The 25,937-nt window shown below is 54.2% G+C and carries 31 protein-coding genes and 1 tRNA gene; 11 read left to right on the top strand and 21 right to left on the bottom strand.

The genetic code is table 11. The annotated features are described in order from the left end of the window. The first annotated feature begins 89 nt into the window (after window positions 1-89). Window positions 90-163: transfer RNA gene (locus R3B84_18770), tRNA-Pro, on the top strand. Here R3B84_18770 and R3B84_18765 read toward each other — a convergent pair. The 3 genes from R3B84_18765 to R3B84_18755 form a co-directional block, all read right to left on the bottom strand. Continuing rightward, window positions 145-1,638, bottom strand: a complete 1,494-nt coding sequence (locus R3B84_18765; protein ID MEZ6142608.1) for a recombinase family protein — start codon at window positions 1,636-1,638, stop codon at window positions 145-147. The two genes, R3B84_18770 and R3B84_18765, sit on opposite strands and share 19 nt — an antisense overlap. An 85-nt stretch (window positions 1,639-1,723) precedes the next feature. Further along, the gene (locus R3B84_18760; GenBank protein ID MEZ6142607.1) at window positions 1,724-3,187 is read right to left on the bottom strand and encodes a recombinase family protein; all 1,464 of its coding nucleotides are present in this window, start codon (window positions 3,185-3,187) and stop codon (window positions 1,724-1,726) included. Further along, entirely contained in the window at window positions 3,147-3,386 is a 240-nt protein-coding gene (locus R3B84_18755; protein ID MEZ6142606.1) for a hypothetical protein, read from the bottom strand. The genes R3B84_18760 and R3B84_18755 overlap by 41 nt, the downstream gene beginning before the upstream one ends. Window positions 3,387-3,590: 204 nt before the next feature. Between R3B84_18755 and R3B84_18750 the strand changes: the two genes are divergently transcribed. The 3 genes from R3B84_18750 to R3B84_18740 all read left to right on the top strand — a co-directional run bounded on the left by R3B84_18750 (window position 3,591) and on the right by R3B84_18740 (window position 5,706). Further along, window positions 3,591-4,454: a hypothetical protein gene (locus tag R3B84_18750; protein MEZ6142605.1), complete on the top strand. Its 864-nt coding sequence runs from the start codon at window positions 3,591-3,593 to the stop codon at window positions 4,452-4,454. Between the two features lie 599 nt (window positions 4,455-5,053). Beyond that, on the top strand, window positions 5,054-5,299 hold the full coding sequence (locus tag R3B84_18745; protein MEZ6142604.1) for a hypothetical protein: 246 nt from the start codon (window positions 5,054-5,056) through the stop codon (window positions 5,297-5,299). Further along, entirely contained in the window at window positions 5,296-5,706 is a 411-nt protein-coding gene (locus R3B84_18740) for a hypothetical protein (GenBank protein MEZ6142603.1), read from the top strand. Before R3B84_18745 ends, R3B84_18740 begins: the two co-directional genes overlap by 4 nt. A 60-nt stretch (window positions 5,707-5,766) precedes the next feature. On the opposite strand, the gene R3B84_18735 is transcribed toward R3B84_18740, so the two are convergent. Further along, window positions 5,767-8,013 carry a protein kinase gene (locus R3B84_18735; protein MEZ6142602.1) on the bottom strand — a complete coding sequence of 749 codons (2,247 nt, stop codon included), beginning with the start codon at window positions 8,011-8,013 and terminating at the stop codon, window positions 5,767-5,769. After that, window positions 8,010-8,597, bottom strand: coding sequence for a sigma-70 family RNA polymerase sigma factor (locus tag R3B84_18730; protein ID MEZ6142601.1), 588 nt, complete (start codon window positions 8,595-8,597; stop codon window positions 8,010-8,012). The genes R3B84_18735 and R3B84_18730 overlap by 4 nt, the downstream gene beginning before the upstream one ends. 184 nt (window positions 8,598-8,781) lie before the next feature. Between R3B84_18730 and R3B84_18725 the strand changes: the two genes are divergently transcribed. The 6 genes from R3B84_18725 to R3B84_18700 all read left to right on the top strand — a co-directional run bounded on the left by R3B84_18725 (window position 8,782) and on the right by R3B84_18700 (window position 14,513). After that, entirely contained in the window at window positions 8,782-9,648 is an 867-nt protein-coding gene (locus R3B84_18725; protein MEZ6142600.1) for a hypothetical protein, read from the top strand. 10 nt (window positions 9,649-9,658) lie between these two features. Next, on the top strand, window positions 9,659-10,777 hold the full coding sequence (locus tag R3B84_18720; GenBank protein ID MEZ6142599.1) for a GYF domain-containing protein: 1,119 nt from the start codon (window positions 9,659-9,661) through the stop codon (window positions 10,775-10,777). A 120-nt stretch (window positions 10,778-10,897) separates the two neighbouring features. Then, complete coding sequence (locus R3B84_18715) at window positions 10,898-11,812, top strand: family 16 glycoside hydrolase (GenBank protein MEZ6142598.1); 915 nt, start codon at window positions 10,898-10,900, stop codon at window positions 11,810-11,812. Between the two features lie 84 nt (window positions 11,813-11,896). Further along, window positions 11,897-12,904 (top strand): PDZ domain-containing protein, encoded by a 1,008-nt coding sequence (locus R3B84_18710; protein ID MEZ6142597.1) that lies wholly within the window; start codon window positions 11,897-11,899, stop codon window positions 12,902-12,904. 273 nt (window positions 12,905-13,177) lie between these two features. After that, window positions 13,178-13,777 (top strand): hypothetical protein, encoded by a 600-nt coding sequence (locus R3B84_18705; GenBank protein ID MEZ6142596.1) that lies wholly within the window; start codon window positions 13,178-13,180, stop codon window positions 13,775-13,777. Window position 13,778: 1 nt separating this feature from the next. Further along, window positions 13,779-14,513: a hypothetical protein gene (locus tag R3B84_18700; GenBank protein ID MEZ6142595.1), complete on the top strand. Its 735-nt coding sequence runs from the start codon at window positions 13,779-13,781 to the stop codon at window positions 14,511-14,513. Window positions 14,514-14,635: 122 nt separating this feature from the next. Here the strand turns inward: R3B84_18700 and R3B84_18695 are convergent, their stop codons facing one another. The 7 genes from R3B84_18695 to R3B84_18665 form a co-directional block, all read right to left on the bottom strand. Then, window positions 14,636-15,616: a hypothetical protein gene (locus tag R3B84_18695; GenBank protein ID MEZ6142594.1), complete on the bottom strand. Its 981-nt coding sequence runs from the start codon at window positions 15,614-15,616 to the stop codon at window positions 14,636-14,638. 1,252 nt (window positions 15,617-16,868) lie between these two features. Then, window positions 16,869-17,093, bottom strand: a complete 225-nt coding sequence (locus R3B84_18690; protein ID MEZ6142593.1) for a hypothetical protein — start codon at window positions 17,091-17,093, stop codon at window positions 16,869-16,871. A 76-nt stretch (window positions 17,094-17,169) separates the two neighbouring features. Next, window positions 17,170-17,415, bottom strand: coding sequence for a hypothetical protein (locus tag R3B84_18685; protein ID MEZ6142592.1), 246 nt, complete (start codon window positions 17,413-17,415; stop codon window positions 17,170-17,172). Window positions 17,416-17,480: 65 nt separating this feature from the next. Then, window positions 17,481-17,768 (bottom strand): hypothetical protein, encoded by a 288-nt coding sequence (locus R3B84_18680; GenBank protein MEZ6142591.1) that lies wholly within the window; start codon window positions 17,766-17,768, stop codon window positions 17,481-17,483. Window positions 17,769-17,836: 68 nt separating this feature from the next. Beyond that, on the bottom strand, window positions 17,837-18,076 hold the full coding sequence (locus tag R3B84_18675) for a hypothetical protein (protein ID MEZ6142590.1): 240 nt from the start codon (window positions 18,074-18,076) through the stop codon (window positions 17,837-17,839). A gap of 67 nt (window positions 18,077-18,143) precedes the next feature. Further along, entirely contained in the window at window positions 18,144-18,566 is a 423-nt protein-coding gene (locus R3B84_18670; protein ID MEZ6142589.1) for a hypothetical protein, read from the bottom strand. Window positions 18,567-18,622: 56 nt separating this feature from the next. Then, entirely contained in the window at window positions 18,623-19,036 is a 414-nt protein-coding gene (locus R3B84_18665) for a hypothetical protein (protein MEZ6142588.1), read from the bottom strand. Between the two features lie 129 nt (window positions 19,037-19,165). Here R3B84_18665 and R3B84_18660 point away from each other — a divergent pair, with 129 nt between their 5' ends. Further along, window positions 19,166-20,032, top strand: a complete 867-nt coding sequence (locus R3B84_18660) for an endonuclease/exonuclease/phosphatase family protein (protein MEZ6142587.1) — start codon at window positions 19,166-19,168, stop codon at window positions 20,030-20,032. Here R3B84_18660 and R3B84_18655 read toward each other — a convergent pair. The 9 genes from R3B84_18655 to R3B84_18615 all read right to left on the bottom strand — a co-directional run bounded on the left by R3B84_18655 (window position 19,986) and on the right by R3B84_18615 (window position 25,922). Further along, window positions 19,986-20,546 carry a hypothetical protein gene (locus R3B84_18655; protein ID MEZ6142586.1) on the bottom strand — a complete coding sequence of 187 codons (561 nt, stop codon included), beginning with the start codon at window positions 20,544-20,546 and terminating at the stop codon, window positions 19,986-19,988. The genes R3B84_18660 and R3B84_18655 overlap by 47 nt on opposite strands. Continuing rightward, complete coding sequence (locus R3B84_18650; protein MEZ6142585.1) at window positions 20,543-20,848, bottom strand: hypothetical protein; 306 nt, start codon at window positions 20,846-20,848, stop codon at window positions 20,543-20,545. Before R3B84_18650 ends, R3B84_18655 begins: the two co-directional genes overlap by 4 nt. Before the next feature lie 65 nt (window positions 20,849-20,913). Then, on the bottom strand, window positions 20,914-21,849 hold the full coding sequence (locus R3B84_18645; GenBank protein MEZ6142584.1) for a tyrosine-type recombinase/integrase: 936 nt from the start codon (window positions 21,847-21,849) through the stop codon (window positions 20,914-20,916). Between the two features lie 134 nt (window positions 21,850-21,983). Beyond that, complete coding sequence (locus tag R3B84_18640; GenBank protein MEZ6142583.1) at window positions 21,984-22,442, bottom strand: hypothetical protein; 459 nt, start codon at window positions 22,440-22,442, stop codon at window positions 21,984-21,986. 36 nt (window positions 22,443-22,478) lie between these two features. Beyond that, window positions 22,479-23,414 (bottom strand): Holliday junction DNA helicase RuvB C-terminal domain-containing protein, encoded by a 936-nt coding sequence (locus R3B84_18635; protein ID MEZ6142582.1) that lies wholly within the window; start codon window positions 23,412-23,414, stop codon window positions 22,479-22,481. A gap of 56 nt (window positions 23,415-23,470) precedes the next feature. Then, entirely contained in the window at window positions 23,471-23,776 is a 306-nt protein-coding gene (locus tag R3B84_18630) for a hypothetical protein (protein MEZ6142581.1), read from the bottom strand. A 54-nt stretch (window positions 23,777-23,830) separates the two neighbouring features. Further along, window positions 23,831-24,451, bottom strand: a complete 621-nt coding sequence (locus R3B84_18625; GenBank protein ID MEZ6142580.1) for a hypothetical protein — start codon at window positions 24,449-24,451, stop codon at window positions 23,831-23,833. A 37-nt stretch (window positions 24,452-24,488) separates the two neighbouring features. Further along, window positions 24,489-24,788: a hypothetical protein gene (locus R3B84_18620; protein ID MEZ6142579.1), complete on the bottom strand. Its 300-nt coding sequence runs from the start codon at window positions 24,786-24,788 to the stop codon at window positions 24,489-24,491. Between the two features lie 219 nt (window positions 24,789-25,007). Beyond that, on the bottom strand, window positions 25,008-25,922 hold the full coding sequence (locus tag R3B84_18615; protein ID MEZ6142578.1) for a zincin-like metallopeptidase domain-containing protein: 915 nt from the start codon (window positions 25,920-25,922) through the stop codon (window positions 25,008-25,010). Window positions 25,923-25,937: the final 15 nt, after the last annotated feature.

The following is a 25,937-nucleotide window of genomic DNA, read 5'->3' as shown; positions in this document are numbered from 1 at the left end:
GTGCAAATTTTTTCACTATTTTTAAAAAAATGCCCACGAGTCGCATTGACTTTATGTGGGAAGATTTTAGGATACCGTTTGCCGCACAACGGGGTGTAGCTCAGTTTGGTAGAGCGCTACGTTCGGGACGTAGAGGCCGCTGGTTCAAATCCAGTCACCCCGACTATCTTTCTGAAGAAGCCCTTTGGCCAACAGGTCAAAGGGCTTTCTCATTGCCACGCAAAGGTTTGCGTCAACGAGAGAGCAGTTCAAACAGATGATTTCGAGGATACGACGTTTAGCGGCGTAGTCAGCCGTAACCCACTTCTCTCGCAGGCTTTGCGAAAGTTCAAACGCTTTCACCGCAATGTCGATGATTTCGTGCCTGCATCGGTCAGAAGCGTCGATTTCCAGCTTCAACTCCGCTTCACGATCACGCATGTCTCGGCTCGTTGAGGCGAACGTTTCGGCGTCGATCTCTTCAAGCATCCGCAGGTTGAGTAGTTGCTTCTGCCGGTGACGTACTGACGTAAGTTCTTCCTGTAACTGCGCCACTTTCGAAATAGCGCCATCCTGATCCCAGTTCGTTGCCTGCCGAAGTTGTTCTCGGAACAGGTCACGGAACTCGGCGTCCTCCACACGCAGGGTGTCAAAGATGGCAAGCATTTGACTGTCGAGTTCGTTCTCGGTCAGACGTGTGCGGGGATGATCGCCTTTGTGGTACTGGGTGCATCGGTAGTAAACGTATTCCCGCTCACCGCTCTTGGTCATCTTGAACTTTCGCTCGCCGGTGATCGGCGATCCGCAGTGGGCACACTCGATCAGATCGCTGGCGTAGGTCATCTGGTGCGACTTGTAGACTTTCTGGCCGAGGAGAATCTGCACTCGCTGCCAGAGTTTCTGGTCAACGAGTGGCTCGTGTGTTCCCTGATACCACTGACCTCGAAACTTGATCTCGCCGATGTATGCTCGGTCGGTCAGGATTGTGTAGAGCTTGCTGCGGACAGCCTTCGGCATGGAAGGAAGGTACTCGATCCCTTCGCTCAACAACGCATCTGGGAGTGTATCCAGCGTGTGACTGTGATATCCGTACAACTCGAAGATGCGTCGAACTGTGCGAGCGTTCTCAGGGTGTACTTCGATGATGCTGCGGCCATCGATGCGAACGTTCTGGTAGCCATAGGGCGGTCGGCTCGGGAACAAGCCGCTCTCGACCCGGCGTTCGATGCCTTCCTTCACATCAATCGACTGCTGTTCGGTGTAGAAGCTGGCCATGCTCGCCAGCATTCGCCGCTGCATTCGACCGGCAGGCGTATTCTCGGTGGGCTGGGCCACGGAAATGAACTGAACGCCAAACTCGGACTCCAGCCGTTCAAGCTCGACGTAATCGAAGAGATTCCGAGCGGCCCTGTCCACTTTGTAGAACAGTAGGCCGTCGAGCTTGTGGGCGTTCTTCTTGGCGAACGCCATCAGTTCCTTGAAGGTGCTACGCTCGTCGTACTTGGAGGCCGTCTCAGCAATGCGGAAGAGCCGAACGATCTCGCCGTTGTTTCGCTCGGCATACTGACGCAAAGCATCCACCTGAACGTCGAGAGAAAATCCCTCTCGCTCCTGTTCCCTGCTGCTGACCCTCGCCAATGCGACGTACCGCTTTTCCACTAAAACCATCCCCAAAAGAAAACAGACTTCACCATGAGATGAAGTCCATTTTCTCCGAGGAGTCTCGATAATCAACTAATAACGACTATCCGGCCAGAAATAGTTCTAACGGTGTCCCGTTGTCTGGGATCAGCGTTCGGCGTTCCAGTCGAAAGCCTCCAAACAAGGCCGACAACGCAAGTTGTCTGGCCCGTCGCTCAATCTTCAACCATTCGTCCGGCAACGTGTCGAAGACTCTTTCAGCATGTAAGCAGGCCGAATTGATTTGTCGTCCGATCTGCTCTTGGCGAGTCATTTGACTCCTGAGTCGCCGCTCTTGTTCGTCGTACTCAGCACACTGCTGGTCGTACAGGTCATCCGAAACCGAGCCTGACAGATTTCGGCTCAAAAGTTTCTTTCGCTGTGTCTCCAACAGCGAAAGTAGCCTCTTCGACTCCGAAGCCTGAAGTCGCTCGTCGTCGAAGCGAGACTCCAGAATGGATCGAGCCACGAAACCGATCATCTTGCGGTCATCGTCCGACAACTTGGGAAGCGAGGCGAGCATCGTCTGTAGCTGATCGTCAAGTTCCTTCTCAGTGAGACGTACTTGTGGGTGGCCTGCCGTTCGATACCGAGAGCATCGATAGTAGATGTAGGACTTGATGCCCTTCTTGGTTGGCTTGAACTTTTCCTCGCCGGTCACGAAGTGACCGCAGTGTCCGCAACAAATCAGTCTGCTGGCATACACGAGTTCGTGAGAGCGATAACTTTGCTCATTGAAGGAGACCCTGACTTGATCCCACGTCACCGGATCAACCAGCATCTCATGTTGCCCCGGATGCCAAGTTCCTCGAAACCAGATGAAGCCAAGATACGCCCGGTCGTGCAAGATCGCACTGAGCTTTGACTCTGAGAACTTTGGCTTCGAGTCCGAATAGAACAAACCTTCCTCGAACATTCTCTCTGTGATCTCTGGAACAGTAAGTCCGAAGTTGGCCCGCAGGTCAAAGATTCGTCTGACCTTGTTGCCGTTCTGGACATGGGTTTCCACAACGCTTCGTTTGTTGATACGACGGGTGCAATATCCAAAGGGCGGCCTCGAAGGAAACCAGCCTTCTGCAACCCTTCTGGCGATGCCATCTCTCACATCGAGTGATTGTTGCTCAGTCTGAAAAGCAGCCACCGTTGCCAATGTGCGGCGCACCATCCTGCCTGTCGGTGTGTTTTGAACTGGCTGAGTCGTGGCAATGAACGGCAAGCCGTACTCCGACTCGATCTCCTCAAGGGTCATGAAATCCTTGAGATTTCGTGCGGCTCGATCAATCTTGTAGAAAAGAATGCCATCGAGTTCTTTGGCGTGCTTCTTGGCGTAGGCGACCATCGCCTTGAACTCGTTTCGCTCTTCGGTTCTCGTGCCTGTTTCTGCGACCTTGAACGTCTTCTGGATGGTGGCTCTTTCACGCTTTGCAAAATCTTCGAACGCATCCATTTGAACATCAAGTGAGAACCCCTCGTCTCTTTGCTCACGGCTACTCACCCTTGCCCAAGCGATGTAGTTCTTCTTCATCATCGATCTCCAGCTTCAACTTCCCAGTTGCTTCAAGAAGCTGGTTCAACGAGATCAATAACTGCACAGCCTCGGGTTCGCCGAACGATCCAGAACTTTTGGACTCAAAGTGACTGACAATCTCCTTGACGAGTTGTTCATTCATCCATCTAGGACGCTCCAAGTCACCGTCGCCGATCAGTTGTTCGTTGTCGCCGTTCACTGCACCACTTTCACCTTCGTTTGAACCAGCAAGGGAACACCTCATCCCCTCTGGTGAAGAAGTCCACACATGGCGTGTAGCATCGTTACTTCGAGCGTAGCGCTGGAAAATTGGGAAGGTGGATTGACGCTGCTTTACAGTCTTCAGAACCGCCGTAGAGTCCCTGTAGACAATGATGTTGTTGATTCAACTGAGGACTGCACCATGAAACAGAACTCCCCTCAAATCCGAAAACCAACTGCTCAGTTGAGCCTGTGGGCCGCAGCACCTCCTCAGCCAGAGGTCGTGCTTTCGGAAGTTCTCAAAGAACTCAGCGTGTTACGGACTGAACAGCAAAGGCTGTTGGCATCGATGTCCAGTGACACTCTTTCTCCCAAAGTTGAGCAGTATGTTGGAAGGCCAGCACAGGCTGAACCTGACAGGCAGCTTTCCTGCTGTCATCAACTGACGTTCGAGGGCTTGAACTGGCGTATTCATACGATGGACGGTCAGGATCACCAGATCGAAAACTCGGTCGGAATCCGGCACATTGCCGTCCTGCTTAAGTCCCCGAACGAACGATTTCCTCCGATGGAACTGGCTCGGCTGAATGGAAGGAAGTGCAAGCAGTTGGGGCAAGCTTCAACAAGGCTGTCCTCCGACCACCAAGCTGCCACCGAACAGGGGTTCAATATCAGAGATTCATTGGATCGGAATGAAGCTGTCATCGATCAGGAATGTGACGAACAACTTCGACAAGAGTACAAGCGACTGCGTTCCGCACTGGATGATGCGTATGAGTTAAAGAACACTGAAATGATCCAGCAGCTTCAACCCAAGATTGAATTCCTCGTCAAACAGTTTCGTCAGGATCACGACCCCAAGGGCAACATTCGGCTGTTCGATAAGCGAGAGTGGGAACGATCACGGGCAAGCGTGACGAATGCGCTCACCCGGTCACTCGCAGCGATTCGCAGGAAGTCTTCTGAGATCGCAGACCAGATCGACTCACAGATTGACCGAAGGGCTGGGTTCACCTATCGGCCACTTGAATCGCTACCACTCTGGAAAGTGGTCGAGGCAAAGTAGATGTCAGGCACCCCCTGTGGCTTCCAGTTTCGACCTCAAACTGGGAGACACACATGTCACGACGCACTTCTGCCTACTCCGTTCTCATTCGATTCTGGGTCGTCGCCTTCTTGCTGTCTCTTCCAATCGGCATTCCAGCCGTTCTGGTCGGTGCGATCTCATTGTCGTGTCTATCGCTGCTCGTTTGGGGCGCCGTTCTGCTCTTCAATGGCTTCCAATGGATGGCTCACCGGCTCGTTTTCTGGGGACTCTTCGGCGACGACGAGGATTACCAGAAGTTCCGTGCGAGCGGTGGCGATCCGTGGATCGATGTCGGATGCCCAGCGCCCTTCAACACCGATTCCGAGCAAGTCAAGATGACCGGCAGTGAAGAGCCTGCGACTCGATGGCTTTGTCGCCGCTGCGGAGCGGGCATGTCTGATCCCCGAAAGTCATGCCGAGCTTGCGGATTTGGTCGATGGCGATGTGGTCAGTGCGGTTCGATTGTCCTCGGCCAGTTCACTCGTTGCGCCGAGTGTGGAAATCATCCTCGGCCCGAGTGAGGCACCCCCTAGTACGAGATGATTTTCAACTTTCCACGAGAACTGGAGGATCATCTCATGCAAATGGACGTGAGCGACTGCGAAGTCCTTTCGCTGGATTCTGGCATTGCCGACTGTCCGATCAATGACGAACCACTGCCGGTCTTATTCCTGACCATCCGTGTAACTGGGCAGGGCATCGTCAATCTGGCGATCAGAAATCCGCACCGTCTGGCCGAGGACTTACCAAGAGTCATCGAGCGATCCGCTGTTCTCAACGGTGGTGAGTTCATACCAGAGCATCCCGAAGGAGATCAAGAATGAGTAAAAACCCAACCCCACCAATTCTGTCGCTCGTCAAAATTGGAAGTGACGAGTTTCCTCGCTACCGGATCGTCAAAGGCGATGTCCTGCGAAATCCTGTCTACTGGAACTGCGAGTCCGAGACGTGGACGACGATTGAAGCCGAGGCCAGCGTCTATGCCGACATGAACCAAGCCCTTTGGGATCAACATGACCTGCTGATGGAAAGCGTCAGCGATAGTCCTTGCCACCGCTACGTCGCTCCTCTCTGTATCGAACTCTATGGGAAAAAGCCAGACTTGGCTCGGTTTCGAGAATGGTTGGAACGAGCCATTCGGATCGTGGTAAACACACCAGATTACGGCTATGGCCCTGACGGTGCGGTCGGCCTCATCGTGGCGCACTTCGGCGAATTGAAGGAAGAATGAACGTGACTTGCGGGACGATGGGAGAAAGGCTGGGAACTCGCTGTTCCAGTATTTGCATCTTCAATCGATGACGACCCACCGCCCATCGTTCCCCATCCCACTCGTGTCGAACACATTCAATCCTTCGACATTCTCTCCCTTGTAGATCAACACCGTTTCGTCGTCAGCATCGAACTCTTGGTCAGGAATGGAGTTCTCCGAGAAACGTGATCCTCGGCTGATCCGCACGCAACGGATTTGGCCGAGGAACTGCTCGGAGATGCTTGTCGTGCTGCTGCCGCCGATCAGAAATCGCTCGTCGGGATTCGGAGTACACGCCGCCGCATTCCAGACCTTCTTCCCATCGACGAAAAGATATGTACCCTCTTCGGTGAAGACGGCTGCTACATGTGTCCAACGACCAGCTTCGACTTCGGCGTCACCCGTTTCGTGGCCAGTGAAACCCTCGGGAGCGAGGTCGAAGCCTCGAAGCGTGAGCGACATGGACGGTGAACCGACAATGTGACGAATGCCGTCCGAGGTCTTGGGCAAAACCCACGCCTCCAATGTGCAGGGAAGAAATGTCTTCACCGGCGTCTCGATCACCGCACCACCCTCGAAGTGCAAGTTATGACGAGTGAGTTCCGGCCAAGCAGCAGTGACAGGGGATTCTTCCAGTTGGCCGTGGTTGCCCCTTCCGCTCAGATCGATGACTTGTCTCCCCGACACGTCTCGCAGGTCGTACAGCAGCACCGTTCGGTTGTCTGGCTGAAAGTTCTCTTGTGGTGAGAAGTCTTGGTCGTACTGATTTCCTTCCGTGATTCGTACCCATTTCATGTGCCCTCGAAATTGAAGCTCTCGGCTGCCGTAGGATAAGCCTCCCACCACGAAAGGAGCGTCACCAAAAATGGCAGTCGGCTCGCCCTCACCAACTTCAGCACCATTGAGGAACACTGTGGTTCTTTCGGTATTGAAAACCACAGCGACGTGCGACCACTGACCCGACGGGACACGAGCATCCGTCTCGACCGATCCGCTCAGCCGTTCAGCGAACAATCGACCGCCGTGTGTTCCGAGGGATAAGCCATATTCTCCTCGGACATCACTACCGACGAACGCCGCATGTGCGTCGTGTTCTGGCCGCACCCAAGCTTCCAGTGTACAGGGAGCAAGACGAGCCAATGGTGTCACGATCCGGGTCTGACCGTCGAAGTACATGCCTTCGACCTGATGTGCCTGTTCAGCGGTTGTCTTTGTTGAATCGTTCGACCAGTCGAAACCGCTGATCCCCCCAAAGATGACCAATGGGACAAGTACGATCAGGCCAAGGAGCAACGGTAGTAAACTCAGTCGTTTCCGCTGCACTGTGCGAAGTTCATGAGCCAATTGCTCGGCTGTCTCGTACCGTTCTTCCGGGGCTTTTGCTAAACACTTCAAGACGATGGCTTCCAGCGCAGGCGGGATGTCCGAGTGGATTCCTCTTGGTGGGAGCGGCACATGGTTTCTGATCTGTTCGCACAATTTCGCAGGCGAGATGTTATCGAATGGGAGTTTCCCAGTGAGAAGTTCATACAGCACGATGCCAAGCGACCAGATGTCTGTGCGAGGATCGCCGACAGGCGGTTCTTCTCCCAGTTGCTCTGGTGCCATGTAGGACAGTGTGCCAGTGATCTGCGTCTGGGATTCTTCAAGTGCGGTGGCAATTCCGAAATCAGTCAGTAACGGTCGGCCCTGCTGGTCGATCAGGATGTTCGCCGGTTTGATGTCTCGGTGGATGAATCCCTGTTCGTGAGCAGCGTGAAGACTCTCTGCGATCTCGGCAATGAGAGCAGCAGCTTGTTGTGGAGTATGTGGCCCGGCTGCGCAGAGCGTCGTGCCGGATACGAAGTCGCTGACGATAAACGGCCCTCCTTCGTGCTGCCCCACGTCGTACACGGTGACGATGCCGGGGTGTCGCAGCCGGGCGACCTTGCGTGCTTCTTCGAGAAGGTCGCTCGTGTTCAGCCTGCGGTCGTTCGGCAGCTTGATAGCGACCGGACGTTGAAGTTCAGGGTCGAAGCCACGGTAGACTTTTCCGTGTCCACCTTCACCGACGAGTTCATCGATTCGGTAGCGAGAGGCCAGCGTCGTTCCAACTTTTGGATCAGGTGTATCGGATCGTGGCCGGGTCATCCAATCCATGCGTCGTAGGGCGGTGATCCGCTTCCGCACAAGTTCGATCAGTTCGGGATAGTCAGCGCAGAGAATCTCAGCGTCGAGGTCTTCACCTCGTTCTTGGGCCTCTTCCCACAGAAGAAGCAGGTCGCTGATCTTCTCATCATCACTCACTGAAAATCCTCTCCATTCAGACATTCACTCAATCGAAGTCGAGCCGCCTGCCAGCGTCGTTTCACCGTCGCCAGCGAGACGCCCAACACATCGGCGGCCTCGGGCTGTGTCATCTCTTCGTACCAAAGCAGGTTGACGACTTCTCGTTCTTGATCCGGCAAAGCTTCGACTTGCTCGTGGAACTTCACCCAAGCCTCGATGGTCTCGGGTTCAGCAGTGTTCGGCTTGTTCTCTGAGGCGATGCCTCCATCCGTGTGGTGATTCGCACCGAGTCCTTCTGCTCCAAAGTGCTTTCGAGCGAGATCGATCAGTTCCCGACGCATGTGCGTAGTTGCCAGCCCGTAGAACTGCCGGGAGGACTCTGGACGTACCTCGGACAATGACCGGTGTAGCCGGATCAACGAGTTTTGCAGCACATCGTCGGTCTCGGCCCATCGTCGTACTCGTTGATTTGTGCGCATCATCCGACTCGCCAGCGATCTCAGCCGGTCGCAGGCATGTTGTAAGGTCGCTTCCCACGCCGAGTTGTCGCCCTTTGTCGCAAGGTCAATCAGATTTTGCAGTTGTGTCGTGTGGCCAGTCATGCCGCCATTCTACCGATCGTGACAAGTCAACCGAACGCATCCGCCATTCGTTTTAGCGAGATTCATCTCAAAACCGGCTCAGAAAATTTGAGCCGGTTCGCTCAGCGGTCTCGCTCAGGCTCTCAGTAGAGGCACCCCCTGATGGTTCACGAATCAATAAACACCTCACCACGGGAGACTTTGGATGACGCTGCAACCACTACGTTCGGTCGGAGGATTCAACGATCCTCCCGATCCTCAATCGGAAATCCTGCGTGAGATGGCTCGCAAACGGGCTAACGACAATACATGGAACATCGTTCATACGGGCATGATGGCCGCACAACTGGCCGTACAGTCTGACATTCACGATCAGATGGAAGAGGTGAAACAGCAGAACGCCAACGCTCTCGCCGTCCAGCAGGAACTTCTCAACCGGGAACAACTCCAGCAGTACCTCGAAGAGTTCATCTTTCAGACTGAGAAGCTCGTCGAGAAGTTCTCGGCCAAGTCCGATGTACCAGCCTCCACCCGTTACTTCCTGCTCCAGAGTGTTTTGGCACAAGTCGAGGAGGACGGCATCGACACAGCCACTATTCGAGGCAGGGACAATAAGGCGGCGTTTCAGAAAGTCATGGCCAACGTCCATCGGCTCACCGAAAGGCTTCTCGAAGATTCGGAAGTTCAGGAAGCCATCGAGTGGGCCAAGAAGCAAGAAACCAAACGAATTGCCAATCAGCAGAAGATCGAGGCACGGCTCAGCCAGCTTCAGACGCATCGGGCTGAAATTGAATCAAGTCGCAAGTCGATCACATACGCCTTCGCCGCCAACGATCTGTTCAACGAAGTCAAACCCAACGTCCCGTCGTGGGCATGGATCGCCATGGTGCCGGTTTTGGCACTTGCGACCTTCATGGTCGTTCCGTTGGTCATCGCCGTAATCGTTGCTGCGGTCACGATCCATCGAACTCGGGCAGAACTGGAGGAAAAGTACAACAGTCCCATCAATTACCAACTCTCTGTTATCGACGAACAAATCAACGGCTTGGAAACCCAACTCAACGAACTCTAGGAACAAAATCATGTCGAAGAACTGGCATTATGCAAAAGGCGGTGAGAAGCACGGGCCTGTCACCGCCGCTCAACTGAAAGAACTCGCCAAGAACGGGCAGCTTGCATCAGACGATCTCGTCTGGCGTGAGGACATGAAGGAATGGAGAAAGGCAGGCACGGTCAAGGGCCTCTTGCCTGAACAACCTCAGCCCTCAGCCGCATCCTCGCCTCCCCCTGTGGTCAAGAGAAAATCGCCTGATGATGCTCCATCCATCTGGGAGCATCCGGCTGTGATCGCCCTGTTGTTCCTCCTCTTCTGGCCTCTTGGCGTCTACTTGCTATGGAAGAAGCAAGCTGGAAACACTGGCAGTTCAACGAATCCGAGAATCTCCAAAAAGTGGGTGGTTATCGGAGCTTGCGTTGTGGGCATCATGGTCATCGGTGGCATCTTCCTGACAGTCACGCAGACGAGTGCGGCCCGCAAAGAAATTGCAGAAGCAGCCACGCTCTGGGAACAAGGCAAGCACACCGAAGCAGTCGCCATTTACCAGTCCGTCATCACCGAACGAGGGCCATTCATTCCCGACGATCAAGAATCACTGGCCTACGGACGAGTCATCGATCAACTAGCCCAAGAGGGGCGAGAGCAAGAAGCGAAGCAGATTCTCGAAAAGCTGAACCGCCTTTCCTCGTCGTCCTCAGTCATACCACTCGTCGAAACTGAGGCCGGTCGGCAATTGCTGGCGGACATCCGCAGAGAGCAAGAGGCGGAACGCCAACGATTAGAAGAGGATAGACGCAAGCAGGAGGAACAAGAAGCCTTGGCTCGTGCTGCAAGCAACCCCATCACTTTGGACAAGTCGGAGCGAGCAGACTTTCTCGACAACACCGCCGACTATAAAGGCAAAGCCGTAAGATTCGAGTGCGAATGGATCGGAGGCGGTCTGCGAAGTCGCAGTACGGGTCGGATGACCGTCTTGGAATTGGACGTGTACCACGGGAGCGGACTCTTCAATGTCAACGTGCGAGTGCCTGAAGAACTGGAGATTCCCAACATCCAAAAGGCCGATGATCTCGTCGTCACATTCCTTTGTGAGCAGGGCAAGTTAAACACGGGCAATAAGGCTCTGAAGATCGAGAGGCGTTGAAATTGCGACTTTTTTGAGCCGCATTCGGCTCGGGTCTCGCTCAGTCCACTGGATGCCACAAGGCATCTGCTGTGAACAATCAGATCACGACACCAACCCCAAACCACAGGAGTCCATCGAATGAAGCTACTTCGCAAGTTACTCGCCCTTTCTCTCGTTGTGACCGTTCATGCGATCATGACACTGCCTGCTCATGCTCAGGTCAAGAAAGTCGAGGTTGAGATCACCACTGTTGATCCCGAGGCTCGAACGATCACTGTTACTCAAAGCGGAAAAGCACTGCAACTCGACATCAGCCGCAAAGCAACGATTTCGGTTGCCGGTAAGGAGGCTGATGTCTCGGCAGTTCTACCGGGGGATAAAGCGACCATCGAGTATCACGACGACTTGGGTGTCGTTACCAAGATCGAAGCAGCAGGCAGTGGAGGCAACGGTTGGAAGTTCTACGATGTGTTCAACAAAGGCATCGACCCTGATCGAGCCATCATCATTACCCGTGACGGTTCGCTTGTCTGCCAAGGAAAGGTCAACGGTTACTGTCTGGCTTCGCTCCGAGATTACTCCGAGTTCACCTTCTCAGTCGAGTACCAATACGACTCTGAAAAGATCGTTGGTGGCCCATTTGTAAGCGTTGCTTCCAGCCTTCCGAATCCCAAAGCGAAAGACTTTCGTGAACTGTATCCGTTTGGAATCGAGGTGAAGCTCGCACCGGCGAACATTGGAGAACTCGTTCTCCCCAAACCCGACTTCAAGGTTGAACTTCCTCTGGGGCAGTTGCGGGATCAGAGAAAGGTTGTTGCGTTACGCAAACCCACCCTGAATGTCTCGGACTGGAATAAGCTGGAGATTACCTGTGACCAGCATCGGAACGTGACCGTGAAGATCAACGGCACGACGGTCAACGCCGTTGCGAAGGCGCAGACGACAACCGGCCACATCGTTATGTTTCCGCAGAATGCTGAGATGCGATTCCGCAATCCCATTATCGTATTGGGGGAAGAGCAGACTTCGTTGTCATTTGAGACTGTCCAGTGACTTCATCGGCTTTGGATGCCAGAGGGCACTTTCTGTGAACGACCAAACCACTACTAAGAAATCTCAACCACAGGAGTCAAATTGATGAAGCATGTCACCGCTGTTTTCTCATTCGCTTTGTTTTTCGCCGCCGTACCTGTTCTGACCGCCGTTGGGGATGATGCCACCACCTTCACTTCGGTTCGTCTTGCTGTTGATGACAAGGGCGCAGGCGTGTTGACCGTCGATAGCCGTCCTGTAGAAAAGCAGCCTGAATCGTCGTCCTCCGAACACGTCAGTCTGAAAGTCTTCGGCAAGGCGACGGTCTCTAAGCGTGAAGACGGTCGCCTCGATGTCACCTACGACTTCAAGAACATTACGGAAATCGCCGATGTGATCCCTTCGTATGTTCCCCCGCAGGTTCGCACTGCACTGGAGAAGCAACTCAACATTGACGGATACGAGGGTGTCCTTGTACTGATTCCTAATGAGGCCCAGCGGATTCAACTTCCCTTTGCTCGGATGATTCGACCACCATTCGAGATTCAGGTAGACCTGATCGGGCATTCTGAGGGTTTGCTTCAACTGACCACCGCACCGGGAAACTACCTGCTGGGTGTTTCTCTGCATGGCGCAAACACGCCCGAGGAGGGTGTCGAGCCAAACACTGTCGCCGTCTTTGAGCGGCCTGCTCCGAAAGAAGAGTTCAAGACGCTTCTCAAGATCACACACGGAAGTTCGGAACAACGTGAGTACCGCTTCCGTGCGAATGCCGACGCCATCCAGCGAAACACGATGCTGTCCATCGGCTACTTGGGTGAGTTGCCGTTGGCAATCCGCAGGATTCAAGTGACAGCAAGTTTTCCGGCCTCATTCGGCATGGCTCTTGGACAGCGTGGAAACCGAGTCATGGTGACGCAAGTTCTCGAAGGCAGTGCTACTGAGGAAGATGGGATCAAGAAAGGTGACATCCTGCTTGCCGTGGATGGCAAGGCGGTCGCCGATTCTGCAACGGCTCTAAACCTGCTGGCAGCGTGTGAGATTGGTTCGCCAGTCAAGCTCAGTGTTCTGCGTTTCGGGAAGAAACAAGAGATCGAAGTGACGCCAAAGTAGGCGTAGCAAACGCAGAAAAAAGCCGTCTGGGAGAAACGGACTCCCAGACGGCCTACTGCCAAGAAGGAAATACTACATTCCGGGGGGAGAATGCACTACACGTTCGCCTAAACGTAAGAACTGCTGCGTTTCTTTCTCACGGGACTGCCAAGATTGAGGAGATCGTCATTTATAGTGCGACTACCCGGCTTACTGATGGGCATTCAACTTCCCTTGCTGCATCTTGGTCGATTTCCGACAATAGCGTTATTTACCCCGAAATGAGGGAAGCCAATGAACGAATCTGACGACGCACTTCAAAGAGAAGAGATTCAGGAAGAACTCTTGGAGTCCGAACAGGCAGGGCTTGAAATAAGCGTGGCGAAGGAGAATCTTGATCTCGTGATCGGGTGGGTGGGTCACGCTGACGCCAAGGCGACGTTCTACCTTACGGTCGTACTCGTCCTGATCGGAGCATCATTGACCGAGATTCCAATGCTCGTGACCGTGTGCCAGAAGTTGCCACACTGGGCCTGCTCGGCGTTACTTGTACTTAGCCACTTAGCCTTTTACAGCTGTGCAGTCCGATCAGGCTGGATAGCAATGAACATCGTCAAGCCACGTCTCGCCCCAGACAGTAGTACACATTCATGGTACTACTTCCAGTCTGTGGCCGAGTTTGACTCCACCGAGAAGTTTCGTGACTACAGCCATGGCTTGAATCAAGAGGACAGAACGAATCTACTGCTTGACCAGATTTGGAACGTCTCCCGTGTAGCCAAATCAAAGTTCGCTGATGCTGGAAATGCGGATTGCTGGCTACGGCTTGCCGTTGTGTTTGGAGTCGTTTCCGTCTCGATTACACTTGTAGCGAATTCCCTTATGGAGAAGTAGCGTGAAGAGTTCGTATCAAGCCTATGATTTGGACAAAAGTGTTGATCGCATCGATGCAATCTTAGATGCTCCAACTGGAAACTACAAAGAGGTCAAGTCGATCCCGTCCAGAGATTCGCTGACTTTTACAAACGGCTACTATGTCAACTGCACCAGCATTTACATGGACATCAAAAACTCGTCGAAGCTACCCGAAAAGCATCAGCGTCCACGACTCGCCAAGATTTACCGATCCTTCATCAGTGAAGCGGTGGCTATTCTAAATAGTTCCACGCTTTGTGCCGAAGTGAACATCCATGGCGATGCAGCGTGGGCTGTGTACGAAGGACAATACACGAAGAATATCGACGAAGCATTTAGTGTGGCTGCAAAGTTGTCAAGTCTTGTCAAAATCATCAATTGCAGACTCCAAAAACGTGACATTGATGGAATAGCAGTAGGAATTGGCGCTGATTACGGTCGTGCCCTGATGATTAAGGCAGGATACAGCGGCAGTGGAATTAACGATCTCGTGTGGATGGGGGACGTTGTGAACCGGGCTGCAAATATGTGCAAGAAGGCCAAAGAACTCTCGTACCACAGCCAATATATCTGTGTCTCTAGCGTTTTTTATGAAAACTTGAATGACGACAACAAGAAGCTACTGACGAAGGACTTCTACTCTGACTATGCGCACGGATCGGTAGTGAACAGCGCTATGGAAGACTGGTGGGAAAAGAACTGCAAAGACCAATAGTGGCATGGCGTCCCTACTCGTCGTGCATGGCAATCTCGACCGGCCAGTAACCTCGCTCGCTGAAGCGTCAATCAACTAAAGCGCCTGCATGTCTTTTGACATGCAGGCGGCTTCACTTCAAGTCACTCTTCGAGACTGGCGAACTCAAGCTCTTTAAGCAAATCCTCGTCACTCATCTCGGGCGACGTGGTAGGTTCACCCTGTGAAGCAATCCATTCGTGGACATGACGCTTGACGATGGCCTTCCATTCATCGCCTTCCGTTCCAGCTTGCCTCAGTTCGGGCATGGCGGCATCAAGGATGCGGTATCGTTCCGTTATGGAACACCGACGCTCATTCAGAAGTTGTCCGATATGCCGATGAACGGCTGCCGAGTCCACTGGTCGCCAAGACTTCGCTGGCTCGCTCATGCCGGGAATGCCGCCCGGAGCGTAACCCTCGTCAAGCTCTCGCATGTCTGGCTCGAACGTCCCCAGAGTGATCTTCTCCTTCACCGTGTATTCTTCACTCTTGCGAATGAACCACTCCTCTTGAAGCAGCTTGAGATGTTCAGGGACAGCCCATTGACTGCCTGACACTTTGAGAAGGCACATCTTTTCGAGACGGGCGATGGCGTCTCGGACGGTTCTCTTGCCGAGCTTCAGAATGTGAGCCAAGTACGGCACAGACCATCCTTTCGGCGGCTCGAAACTTGTGACTTGACCGTACCAGATGTAGGAGAGAACGCATTGGTCAGTGACCAACATCGTTGAGCCTTGGTTACGGACAAGACACTTCCAGAACCGGAGTTGCTGTGACCAGTGTTCCACCTGCTTCTTGGGATCAGCAGTGAAAAAATACTCGGGCCGATTGACAGGTGATCGATCTTCCAAGACCAAACCTTCAGAGTAGAGGTTCTTGAGTAGCTGAGGAATCGAGTTGCGGTTGAGACCTGTACTCCAAGCCAGCTTGGTGTTTGTAGGCTTCCATTCTCGTCGGTCGGCGTGAGCGAGAGCGGAGTAGACCAGCAGTTCCTTGTTACGCAATGGGAACTGCTTTTGCGGATTAAAAACCCAGAGGGTGACAAATCCGTCAAAGACGGGGTGGGTAATGTGTTGAGACATCACTGCCTCCTTGCCTTAATAACTGCCGGGGCTGGGACATGCCCAGCACGATTACGACCCAAGGCTGCTCCATTTCGCCCGGCCCGTGCATCATCCCGTGCCCGATAAGGATAGTAGGATGCACGTTATTTTGCAAAATTGCTTGTCATTCACCCAATTACTTATTGAACAGAGTGTAAACGAGTGAACCACTCAGTTGTTTAATTAGTCGCAAGCTCGCATTCGCTCGCTTGGAATTAGTGGCGTATTTACTCCCAGCTTCTTTGAGCAGGAGCAGATTGCCTTTCAGTCGCCTTCTTTCAGAGCGACTGGAAGGCAAGTCAAGCTGAACTGGAGAAGACTTTGAGATCGAAAGTTGCGTGGTATCTGCGGCAGTCTTGGCTGGCTCGCTTCGCTCGCTGCGCCAAGACAATCGGAAGGCTGCGCCTCCCGATTATGATTCACGCTGACGCAATCTGATGGACAACACTGCCAAGTAATAGCGGGCTTTCTCAAGCTTGCCTGATGTGATCTCCTGTCAGCGTCCAGTGCCTTCCGGCCACATTGGTCTGGTGGCTCTCTGGCATGAACCATCTGTTTCAAGAATGCAGGTTTGAGGCTCAAAGTGTGCCGACTGTCTGTTGAGCATCCGACTCGGCGAGCGTCAGGAAGTTTTGTTGTCACCGTCTTGCTTCCTCTGACTTCTGCGGTACGCCCAGAGACCAACCAGCAAGCCGACAGTTCCGCCCACCGGAGCAGCAAGTAGGCCGAGGAACGTTGTGATACCCGGCCTCATCGTCTGTTCCCCTCTGGTAAGCTCGTCAGCGTTTGCGAGATGCGCAGAGAGCAGGAAGGGCGCTGCGATAAGAATTGCACCGGCGACAAACGAGAATACGCAGATCAGGGTGGTTCTGGGCATTGCTCCAGCTTATCTGTTTTGCCCGCTGACTGCCCGCCGACCCTCTGGGATTTCCGAGAAGGCGGCGGCGGTGCTATCGGAGTCCCGTCCTTTTAACCACCCGTTTCACGCCCACGGCCAGAAGAACATTCGCCCGGTCATTACAACTTTTGCAACAACTCTGAGTAGACGACCTTCAGGCAGGCTGGATTTTTGCGGCGGGCGATTTTTCAACTTCCGATTTCTGACACTGACTTCAGCCCCTACGGAAAAATGAATCTGCCGAGGAACAATAAAAAAGGTGGGCCTATAGTCAACAGGAAGCCCACCCTCCCTACTTCTACCGGCAGGTTTTCAACGGAAGTTTCTCGGTTTTCAACTTTGCCGCCCACTTTTATCAGTCACAGATGCTTCATCAACCGGCGTCATCAAAGCGTATGGCACGTTCCACCGGCATCCTTCCGGCTTCGATTCACTCCCTGCGATGACGACGACCTTTGCTCTGGCTGGATTCACCTTCAGAATGCGTGCGACAGTGGCCGGTTCTCCGTCTCGGTTGAACTCCACCAGCATTCCGATGTGTGCTTGCTCTCGCTCCATGTTCTATCTCCCACAACGAAAAGCCAGCCTCGATCCCACCAGAAGCAGAACCGAGGCTGGCCCGGAGACCATCCGATCAATCTTCCTCGAATCCGTAATACAGCCGGGGAGCGTGCTGGAAATACAAGCTGCCCTTCACGCCATCGCTCTTCCGCTGCACGACTACCAGAGGGGAAAGAAAACCAAGGACATGGAAATCACGTTGGAGTTCCTGCGAGTCCCACACCTGTCCTTGCTCCTGTTCCAAGGCTTCTCGACTGTCCGGCTCAGCATTGATCTCGGCTGCCATCTGCTTGCGAATGTTCTCAGTCGAATCGCTCATGTGTCCGTATCTCCTTGTGAGTGAGTTGTTCTGACGCTGGACTAGGGGGTGCCTCGATTTGCAATTCAATACTCATGACTGCATAACAACGTCGTCACGGATCGATCCCACTCGGTGATGCAGTACAGCTTGACTCCCAGCTTCGTCTTATAAACGCTGAGCAGCCGCTCGTTGTTGCGAAGAGCATCCTCGTTGGCTTGTCGGTCTTCCTCGCAAACCAATCCCCAGTTTCCGGTGGCATGTTGTTGGATGAATTGAAGAGGCGTCTCGCCCGAGCGTTCGAGTTCGCCGACGCACTGCTGGGTAGCAACGACTTGTCCAAGTGGAAACAACTGCTTTCTTTCGGCGACCATGTATGACTCCTCGTGCTGAGCGGCGATGATGTTGTGACGTTGAACTAAGGGGTGCCTCTCCACCGCAGTCAGATCGCATCGCTGATGTGGTCGGCGAAGTAGGCTTCAAGCGTGGAATTGGTGTCGGAATTGAGGACTTCTGCCCAAGTCTCAATGAAGCCGGGAGTGCCGGGATAAAGGTTGTGACCGTCTTCGTCGAACAGTGTGTCCACGCCGTCGCCCACCGGGTGTTCGTCACCCGATGGGTTATGGCGAACAGCAAAGAAGCTGCTGTATTCGACGACGGTGAAGTGTGGTTGTTGAGGCATGTTCTGCTCCTGAGTGATGGTTGTGGTTTGCCAACACTCAACTGGAGGGTGCCTCGTCCGAGCCAGATCAGACGATGATGGCTCGGCATTTCCGCTTCTCCGCACGACGGCGGTGATGCTCGATCACTTGCTCTCGCCATTCTGTGTTGCCGCCGTAGCGGTCGATGGGGACGAGATTGAGATAGCCGAGCGGACAACTGAAATAGTAGGGGAACATGCTCTCTTCCAAGTCCTTGAAGCCCCAAGTCCCCTGATCGCAGCGAAGCAGGTCGCATTGAATCCAGCGCTCGCTCGGCTGCACTTCTTTGTCATCTTTCGTGAAGGTGCGTTCCCACACGCTCCAAAGGACTCCCGAGAATACGCCGCCTCGATAGCAGTGTTTGAGGCAGACGCTCTTCACCAGCATCTCGCCGGTGTCACGCTCCCAGCCTTCAACTCGCTGGGCAATCAGTTGTTTTCGGTTCAGGCCGTGTGGATACGTCCAACCCATTCGTGGTCTCCTGTTGCTTGAAGAAGAGTGACTTGTCTACCCAACAAGGGGGTGCCTCAGTCGTCCACTTCGCAGCAGTCCCAACAGAAGTCGGTAGGAAGGACGCCGCCATCGGGAAGGCCGTCCCCGTGGTAGCGGCAAAGAAAGGGAACGTCGCATCCCTCGCAACCGTGAATCATCAGGTGGTCGAGGTCGATCACTTGACCACTCGGCCCGTAGTGGCACGTTTCCGAGTCATAATCGCCGAGGTCTTCATCGGCGACCACGATGTGATGGCCGAACTCTTCCGACTCGGCGAGTTCGTCGATAGCGTCACTCGCCGAGCCTGCTTCAACGATCAGGAACAGCGGCGAGTAACATCCGCCGATTTCGAGAAGCCACGTTTTCCCAAACCAGTCGCCAGCATTCAGCACAAGTACGCCGGTGAGTTCGTGGCCATTGAGATTGCAGCTTGCTGTGATTTTCGTCATCGCCAGTCTCCGTTTGCAAAAGTTGGATTGACTGGTGTACTTGGGGGTGCCTGATCGGGACGGTGGACTGACGAAGTAATCGTTGCGACAATGTTTCAAACACGAACGAGATGACAAGGATGCACTGCCATGACGATTTCACGACGCCAATTTTGCACCGCAGTTGGTGCTGCCGGACTATCCGCCGTCACTCTTCCAGCCTTCGCTGACGACAAGAAGCAGCAGCCACTTCGAGTAATCGCTTACAATGTCTACGCCTGCAAAGGTTGGCCGGAAAACCGACCATTGGCGAAGAAAGCCGTCGAGAAAGGCCAGATGGCGAAGCGACTGGCGATGGAATTGGCCTTGTATGAGCCGGACATCATCAACTTCTCCGAATCACCGAGTGAATCGATTGCGAAGGAAGTCGCCAAGCATCTCGGCATGAACCATGTCCGTTTTCCCAGCGGCGGCAACTGGCCGGGGACGCTGCTCAGTAAGTATGAGATCACCAGTTCAGAAAACGTTCCGCTCGGGTACGAGCGTCCCCGTGACTTGTTCACTCGGCACTGGGGACGAGGCACGGTCAAGTTGCCCAACGGTGAGTCTTTGATCGTTCACTCGGCTCACCTTTATCCGGTTGCCGATCCGACCGTTCGCCTGAAAGAGATCAGGGCGATGCTGGCTTCGATGAAGGACGACCTCGAATCAGGCCGCTCGATGTTGCTTATCGGCGACCTGAACCACGGCCCAGATTCAGACGAATACAAACTTTGGATCGACGCTGGCTGGATCGATACGTTCGCCATAGTGGGCGAAGGTCAAGGTTTGACGATCAAGGCCGACGATCCCAAGTATCGCATCGATTACGTTATGGCAACCGGCCCGATTGCCGAGCAAATCAGCGAATCGAGACCACTCTTTGAGGGAGCGTTTCGTCTGAACGTTGCAGATGACAACTCGTACGCCCTCAGCGATCATCTGCCTCAGTTGGCCGTGTTCGGAGCAACGAAATGAGTCCTTTGGAAGGACGAATGGGTGCCCGCAGAAGTTGTTCTCTCTGTTGATCCGTAATTGTTGAACCGTCGAACGTCATCGTCAGCACGAGATGATTTCGGAAACGAGCGTAGTCGATGCCGAGTTCTTTGGCAGCCTCACGCATCGTGTACTGTTTCCCGGTTCGCCAGTTGATGCAATGAAATACTTGCCGAAAGAGCTTCCCCTCCTCCCACGTCGTCAAAGTCTCGTTCCGAAGCCGTCTCTTGGACTCGGCGATCACCTTGTTTCGATGTCGTTGGCGAGCAGATTCCAGATCGATCTCGTGTGTGGGCTGCTCGTCATTCACGTCTGCCCAAATGAGCAGAACGAGCCGATCGCCACGATTCTCCAGACGCACCAAATCATTTCCGCAACGATAATCGTCGGCTCGAATGTGGACGCTGTTGGTCGCACACTCGCAATGAATGACTTGATTTGGTGCGTTGTCGTCGTCAAGTGAAAACTTCGTCTTGTTCGTCATTGGATCGGTCATAGTGGAAGTACCTCATACTCAACGTTTTCGCCCGCTTCCAGCTTGGTGATGGCGTCGAAAGCGGCCATCTCACGGGGCAGCGACATCCGGCACAGGCTGTTGAGCTTGCTGGTGAAGGCGATGGTGACGGGATGGTTCATTAGATCGTCGCCTGAGATTCCGACACGATGTAGCGCAACGAGGTGTCGGTGAAAGCAGCCGACGACGGCCACGACATTACACGCATCTTGCACGGCGTTCGCATCGCTGGCAGCTTTTTGGACGACCTCTTGGTTGCCTTGGGCAGTGGTGGTCTTCGACATGAAATCCTCCGAGAGAAAGTATCGTCATTGTTCGCTCGGACTAGAGGGTGCCTCGGTATCCACTTCTACCCAACAGGCAGATAGTTGCCGCTGGATTCTGTCGGCCTCGCATGAAGGTATCGTCCAGTCGTCGCAATCGACGAGTGCCCCAGCGTTGCCTGAACCAAGTGAATCGGACAACCACGATCCAAAGCATGGCTGGCGTGTGCATGGCGAAACCAGTGGCATGACACATCCTTGTCGATCCCGGCTCGCTTCGTAGCCTTCTTGACGATCCGCCAGACCGCTGACTCGTGAAGATGACCTTTCTTTCGACTGCGAAATACTGGCTCATCGGCGGCAGCATCACCTTGCAGTGTCATCAAAGTTTCCCAGACGCTTTGCGGCATCAGCACGGTGCGAGTCTTGTCACCCTTACCAAAGACGGTGATCTGTCCGGCAGTGTCACGCTCTTGGAGGTGCCTCCATTTGAGGGAACAAATCTCGGAAACTCGGAATCCACCAGCGTAGAACGTCAGCAGGATCGCACGGTTTCGGGGGTTCGGTTCGAGTGAGATGATCCGAAGCACTTCGGATTCTCCGAGAATGCGCTCGGCCAATTCATCACGGAAGCCCGGCAGTTTCAACGCCCGCCCTACGTCGAACTGGAAGAATCCAAGATGGAATCCAAAGGCGAACAGGCTCTTCACAGCACTCAGACTGCGATGGACTGACGATTCCTTGAGGGTTGCTGCCAGATTGTCGGCGAATGCTTGGAGGTCGATCAGCTTCACTGACCGAAGCGGTTTGCCAGCGAAGTCAATGAAACGCTGGGCATCTCGCTGATAGGCTCGCTGGGTGTGTTTGGGACGACCATGCAGCCAGAGATGCAGGAGTTGCTCGTCCGAGTCGGCTTGCCGGATGATCTGGCCATTCTGATCGCTCGGTGAATCAGGCGAACGCAAGATAATGTTTCTACTCTTGCCTAATTCCGAACAGTCTTCGGACGGTTTCTCGCTCATTCTTCTTGCTCCTTTCGTAACAACTTCACACACAATCCGAACACTGGTCGCACGGACTTCAACGGCGACCGAACGCACTTCGACGGCGTTTCAAACAGACTTCGTGGAAACACCGACCAGATTTCGACGACAAATCAACCAATTCCCGCACGCTTCAAGTGTCGGAAGACTGTGCGAAGAATGTCGTTTTCATCTTCAGTGAGGGTGCCTTTCGGGTAGCACTGATCGACCGCTTCGGCCACTTGCTTGGCCGTTACGCTGGTCAAACCGAGCGATTGCAGGCCGTGCAGCAATTCGGTGTGATCGCTCTTCGGCTGTGGGGTCTCACGAGGCTTCGATGGCTCATCTGTCCGCTCGTAGAAGAGGACGTACTCGCCGTTGACTCCGATGCCGAGTTCCCGAGCCTTGAGGTTGTCCTCGACCTGAGAAGCATTGAAGTATGGCCGCCCGTTCGACAGTCGCAGCGGTGCATGGAACGTTCTCTTTTTGACGTGCCAATAAAATTGGCTTCGTGACATGGAAAGCAGCGAACACATTCTGCTCACCGTGATAGCGGCTTTCGGCTGGTTGTCGGTCATCGGCTTCACATTCACGATCAAGTCTCCGGTCAAGAATCAAACAGTTCTGCTTCATTTTGAGTTGAGATGTTCGAGGCCAGCAGGCGTTAAACTACGGCCTTTCTCGTTCTTCGTGACGAGTCCCAATCGGATGAAGTCGCTTTCGAACATTTCCACAGTCTGCCGAGGCAACCCCAAGTGTGTGGCGAGTACGTTCAGACGCATTGCTGCTTGATGTTCTTTAAGAAGTCTGAGGTATCGCTGCTCGACAGAATCAAAGCCCAGACCATCGATGCCCTCCATGTCGAGCATCTCGGCAACATGTTCTGGAACGATGATCTCGTCGGCATTGGCTGAGCAGACCCGCCTCGCACTCTCAAGCATCCTGACCGCCAAGCGGGGAACGCCACGGCTTCGGCGGGCAAGTTCGGCAACCGACTCACTATCGATCTGCCAACCCAGTCGTTGGGCACGCTGACGAATCAACTGGGCGACCTCATCCTTCTCGTAGTGATTGAGCCTAATGACCAGCTTGAAGCGTTGCTGCATACTTGTGTTGAGCATGTATTCGTGAGTTGTCGCTCCAGCCAAGCAGAACGGCGGCAGTTCAACTGGCTTCCGGTTGCCGCCGAGAAACAGCTTGCGTTCCTCCAACGCCCGATAGAGGCAGACCTGCACCGTGTCATTGAGTTGATGAATCTCGTCGATCAGCAAGATGTGCCCCGGTTCAAGCATCATGAGAAGCCCCTGCATCTGGCTGATGTTGCCGATGTTTTGGGCCAACTCGATGTGTGTCTCGGTGCAGAGTTCTCGGGCAATCAATTCAGTTAGCGTTGTTTTTCCCGTCCCACTCGGGCCGACGACCAGCAGGTGAGGGAACGCATCTTCTTCGCCGGTCTTGGATCGCTCGTTCCAGTAAGCATCCAGCGCCGTTTTCAACACTCGCACTGCTCGTCGCTGGCCGACGACATGCGAGAGGCTGGCAATGATTGGTTCAGTTTCGCTCATAAGTTTCTTGTCTCCGACTCAAATACCTTCATCTTCAACATTGAACTAAGGGGTGCCTACTCCAGCACGACTTTGTGGTAGCCCTCACGGTCGATCCAGTAGGCGAATCCGCCGTTGTCGCAAGTGTTGTTCTCTTCGATTAGTTCGTATGCCCGATCTGCGAGAACATTGTGCGGCAGGTTTTCGAGCCGCTGGCGTTCGGCGTCGGCGGCACTCTGGACATGATGCTCACCGCCCTTCTCGCTGACTCGCTCAAATGTGTCGTCGCCAATGGCAGCGATCAGAGACGCCCGATCCCAGTCATCGAGCTTGTCCCTGATTTGCTGCCACCCTTCGGTGGTGATGCTGATTTCCCAAGCCATCGTCATTCTCCTGATTGAGTTGTGCTGACGATGGACTAGGGGGTGCCTCGGTTCTCAGCAGGCGGCTTCGACTTGCTCGTATCCAAGAGCATCGAAAGCGTCTCGAAGATCGCTTACATCCGGCCAGCCGCCCTGATCGTCCATGTTTTCGAGGGCGTTACAGCGGTTGTCGCTGAGCCACTGGTAGACGTGTTCGGCCCAATCCTCGGGCAGTTCGTAATCGTCCTTGATGCCGATGGCGGCGAGGGGGATGTTTTCCCACGTCGCATCGAGTTCCATCTCGCTGTAATGGTGTTCGCAAAGAATGGGATAAATCGCCATCCGTTCGAGCAGACCGTGCAGCACCTTGAATGCCTCCGTTATTTCGCCGTCTCGATAGACCCGCACTGACCAGCCCTTGATCCACCCCACTGCCCAGTGAGTGTGATCTTCTACGATCAAGTCAGGATCGTCCGAGTCGGCATCGATAAAAGGTTTGAGTGCCTTGCTGATCTGTGCGGAATTGCTTTGGTTGAGTAGCCCCGAGTCACGGTGATGCCCGTAATAAATGAACCAATCCTCGGGGCGTTCCCGGTCGCTCGCACCAAACCATGCGAATGAGTCCCATCGTTGCCAGTTGCCTGCTGCTTCCTTCGCTGCATCTTCGAGATCGAGTTCGCCAAGATCGTTGCTCATGTTAGGTCTCCGTGAGAGTAGTGAGTTGTCTGGCAAACTAGGGGGTGCCTCGTTGGTTGTTGGGCATGACTCGAAACACATAGACGGCAACCAGTGCCATCACGTCCGGCGTGGGGCAGTCGCTTTGCATCAGACGCCGCCAAGCATCGCCCGTCGCCTCGTTGTTGCGACCCATCCGCCGCCAAATCTGGAAGGCCATGAGTGCGTGGTCGGCGCAGTCGAAGAACTCGCCGGACATCGTGCGAATCGAAAGCTGGTCAGGATCACGAATGAGGGCCAGCATCGGCTGAAGGGCGTCACGTTCCTCGGCGGTGATTGCTGCGGGGATGTGCTGCATAGCTGCTCCGTTACAAAAAATGGATTGGATAGACCGAGAGAGCCGTCTGTGGATGATCCACACGGATGCGTCGAGACCCCGCAGGGGCAGAGCGATCACTTCACGCTGCGCAGACCGTGGGAGTGATGCTTGCTGCTGCGATTGAGCGTCGAGGCCCGAGAGCCGATGGGATCACCTAATGGGCGGCACGACTCGGCTGTCCCGATCAGGAACGCTTGACTAGGGGGTGCCCACAGTTTCGGAGACGGGCTGCTCTTCTGGCTGGCGAACATGGCTGAGCAGAAAATCCACCGCTTTCGAGGCCGTGGCAGCCGCACGGAAGATGAAACGGGTGTCCCCTCGCATACCTTTCAACCAGTGGCCGACGTAAACAGCATGGCTGTCGAGATTCTCGGTCGTGGGCAATCCGAGTTCGCCCATGAGAAAACATGCCCCCAACTCAGCGACCAGTTCTCCAAGGGCGTAAGCGTTAGTTTCCTGCTTCCGGTCGAATCCGATCCTCCGTTCGCTCCAGTGAATTGCTTCGTGAGCCAGAGTCTCGTAGTAAGCTTCGGACGACTCGAATTGGTGGCGGTGTGGCATCTGGATGTAATCATCGCCCGGCGAGTAGTACGCTCGGTTGCCGCCGTATCGAATGTCCGCACCGATAGCGTCGAATAACCTGTCGGCCTGCTCGTAACTCTCGAACGTGTTTTCCTTCGGCTCCACAAAGCCGACCCGGAACTGATCGAGGCCGGTGGTTTGCTCGACGTTGAATACGCTGAAGGTACGCATTACGAGGAACTTGTCCTCGACTTCTTCGCCTTTCTCATTCATGCGTTCCCGCTTGATGGGCTTCCACAGGACGATCTGAACCGCCTTTTCTCCCTTCTTCACGCTGCCACCAGCATGTTTGATCTGCTGAAACGTGGAAAACCATCGGCTCTGGTATCCCCGTTTCATTGAAAGACACTGAAGGACGAGTTGATTTATGCCGGAATACGCTCGACCCGTTGACAGACTCGTCGCCAGCCCAAGACCGTTGGGATCGTTGGCCCACGGTTTTCGCCAAGCCGGGAGTCCACCGGCCTCAAGGCTCTCGACGATAGTGTCGGTGATGGTGGTGCGGATGTCGCTTGCGGTTTGCTTCGCCATGTCGTCGTCTCCGTT

This window comes from Zavarzinella sp. (assembly GCA_041399155.1).
Classification (GTDB): domain Bacteria; phylum Planctomycetota; class Planctomycetia; order Gemmatales; family Gemmataceae; genus JAWKTI01.
This window is presented reverse-complemented; position numbering and strand designations above follow the sequence as displayed.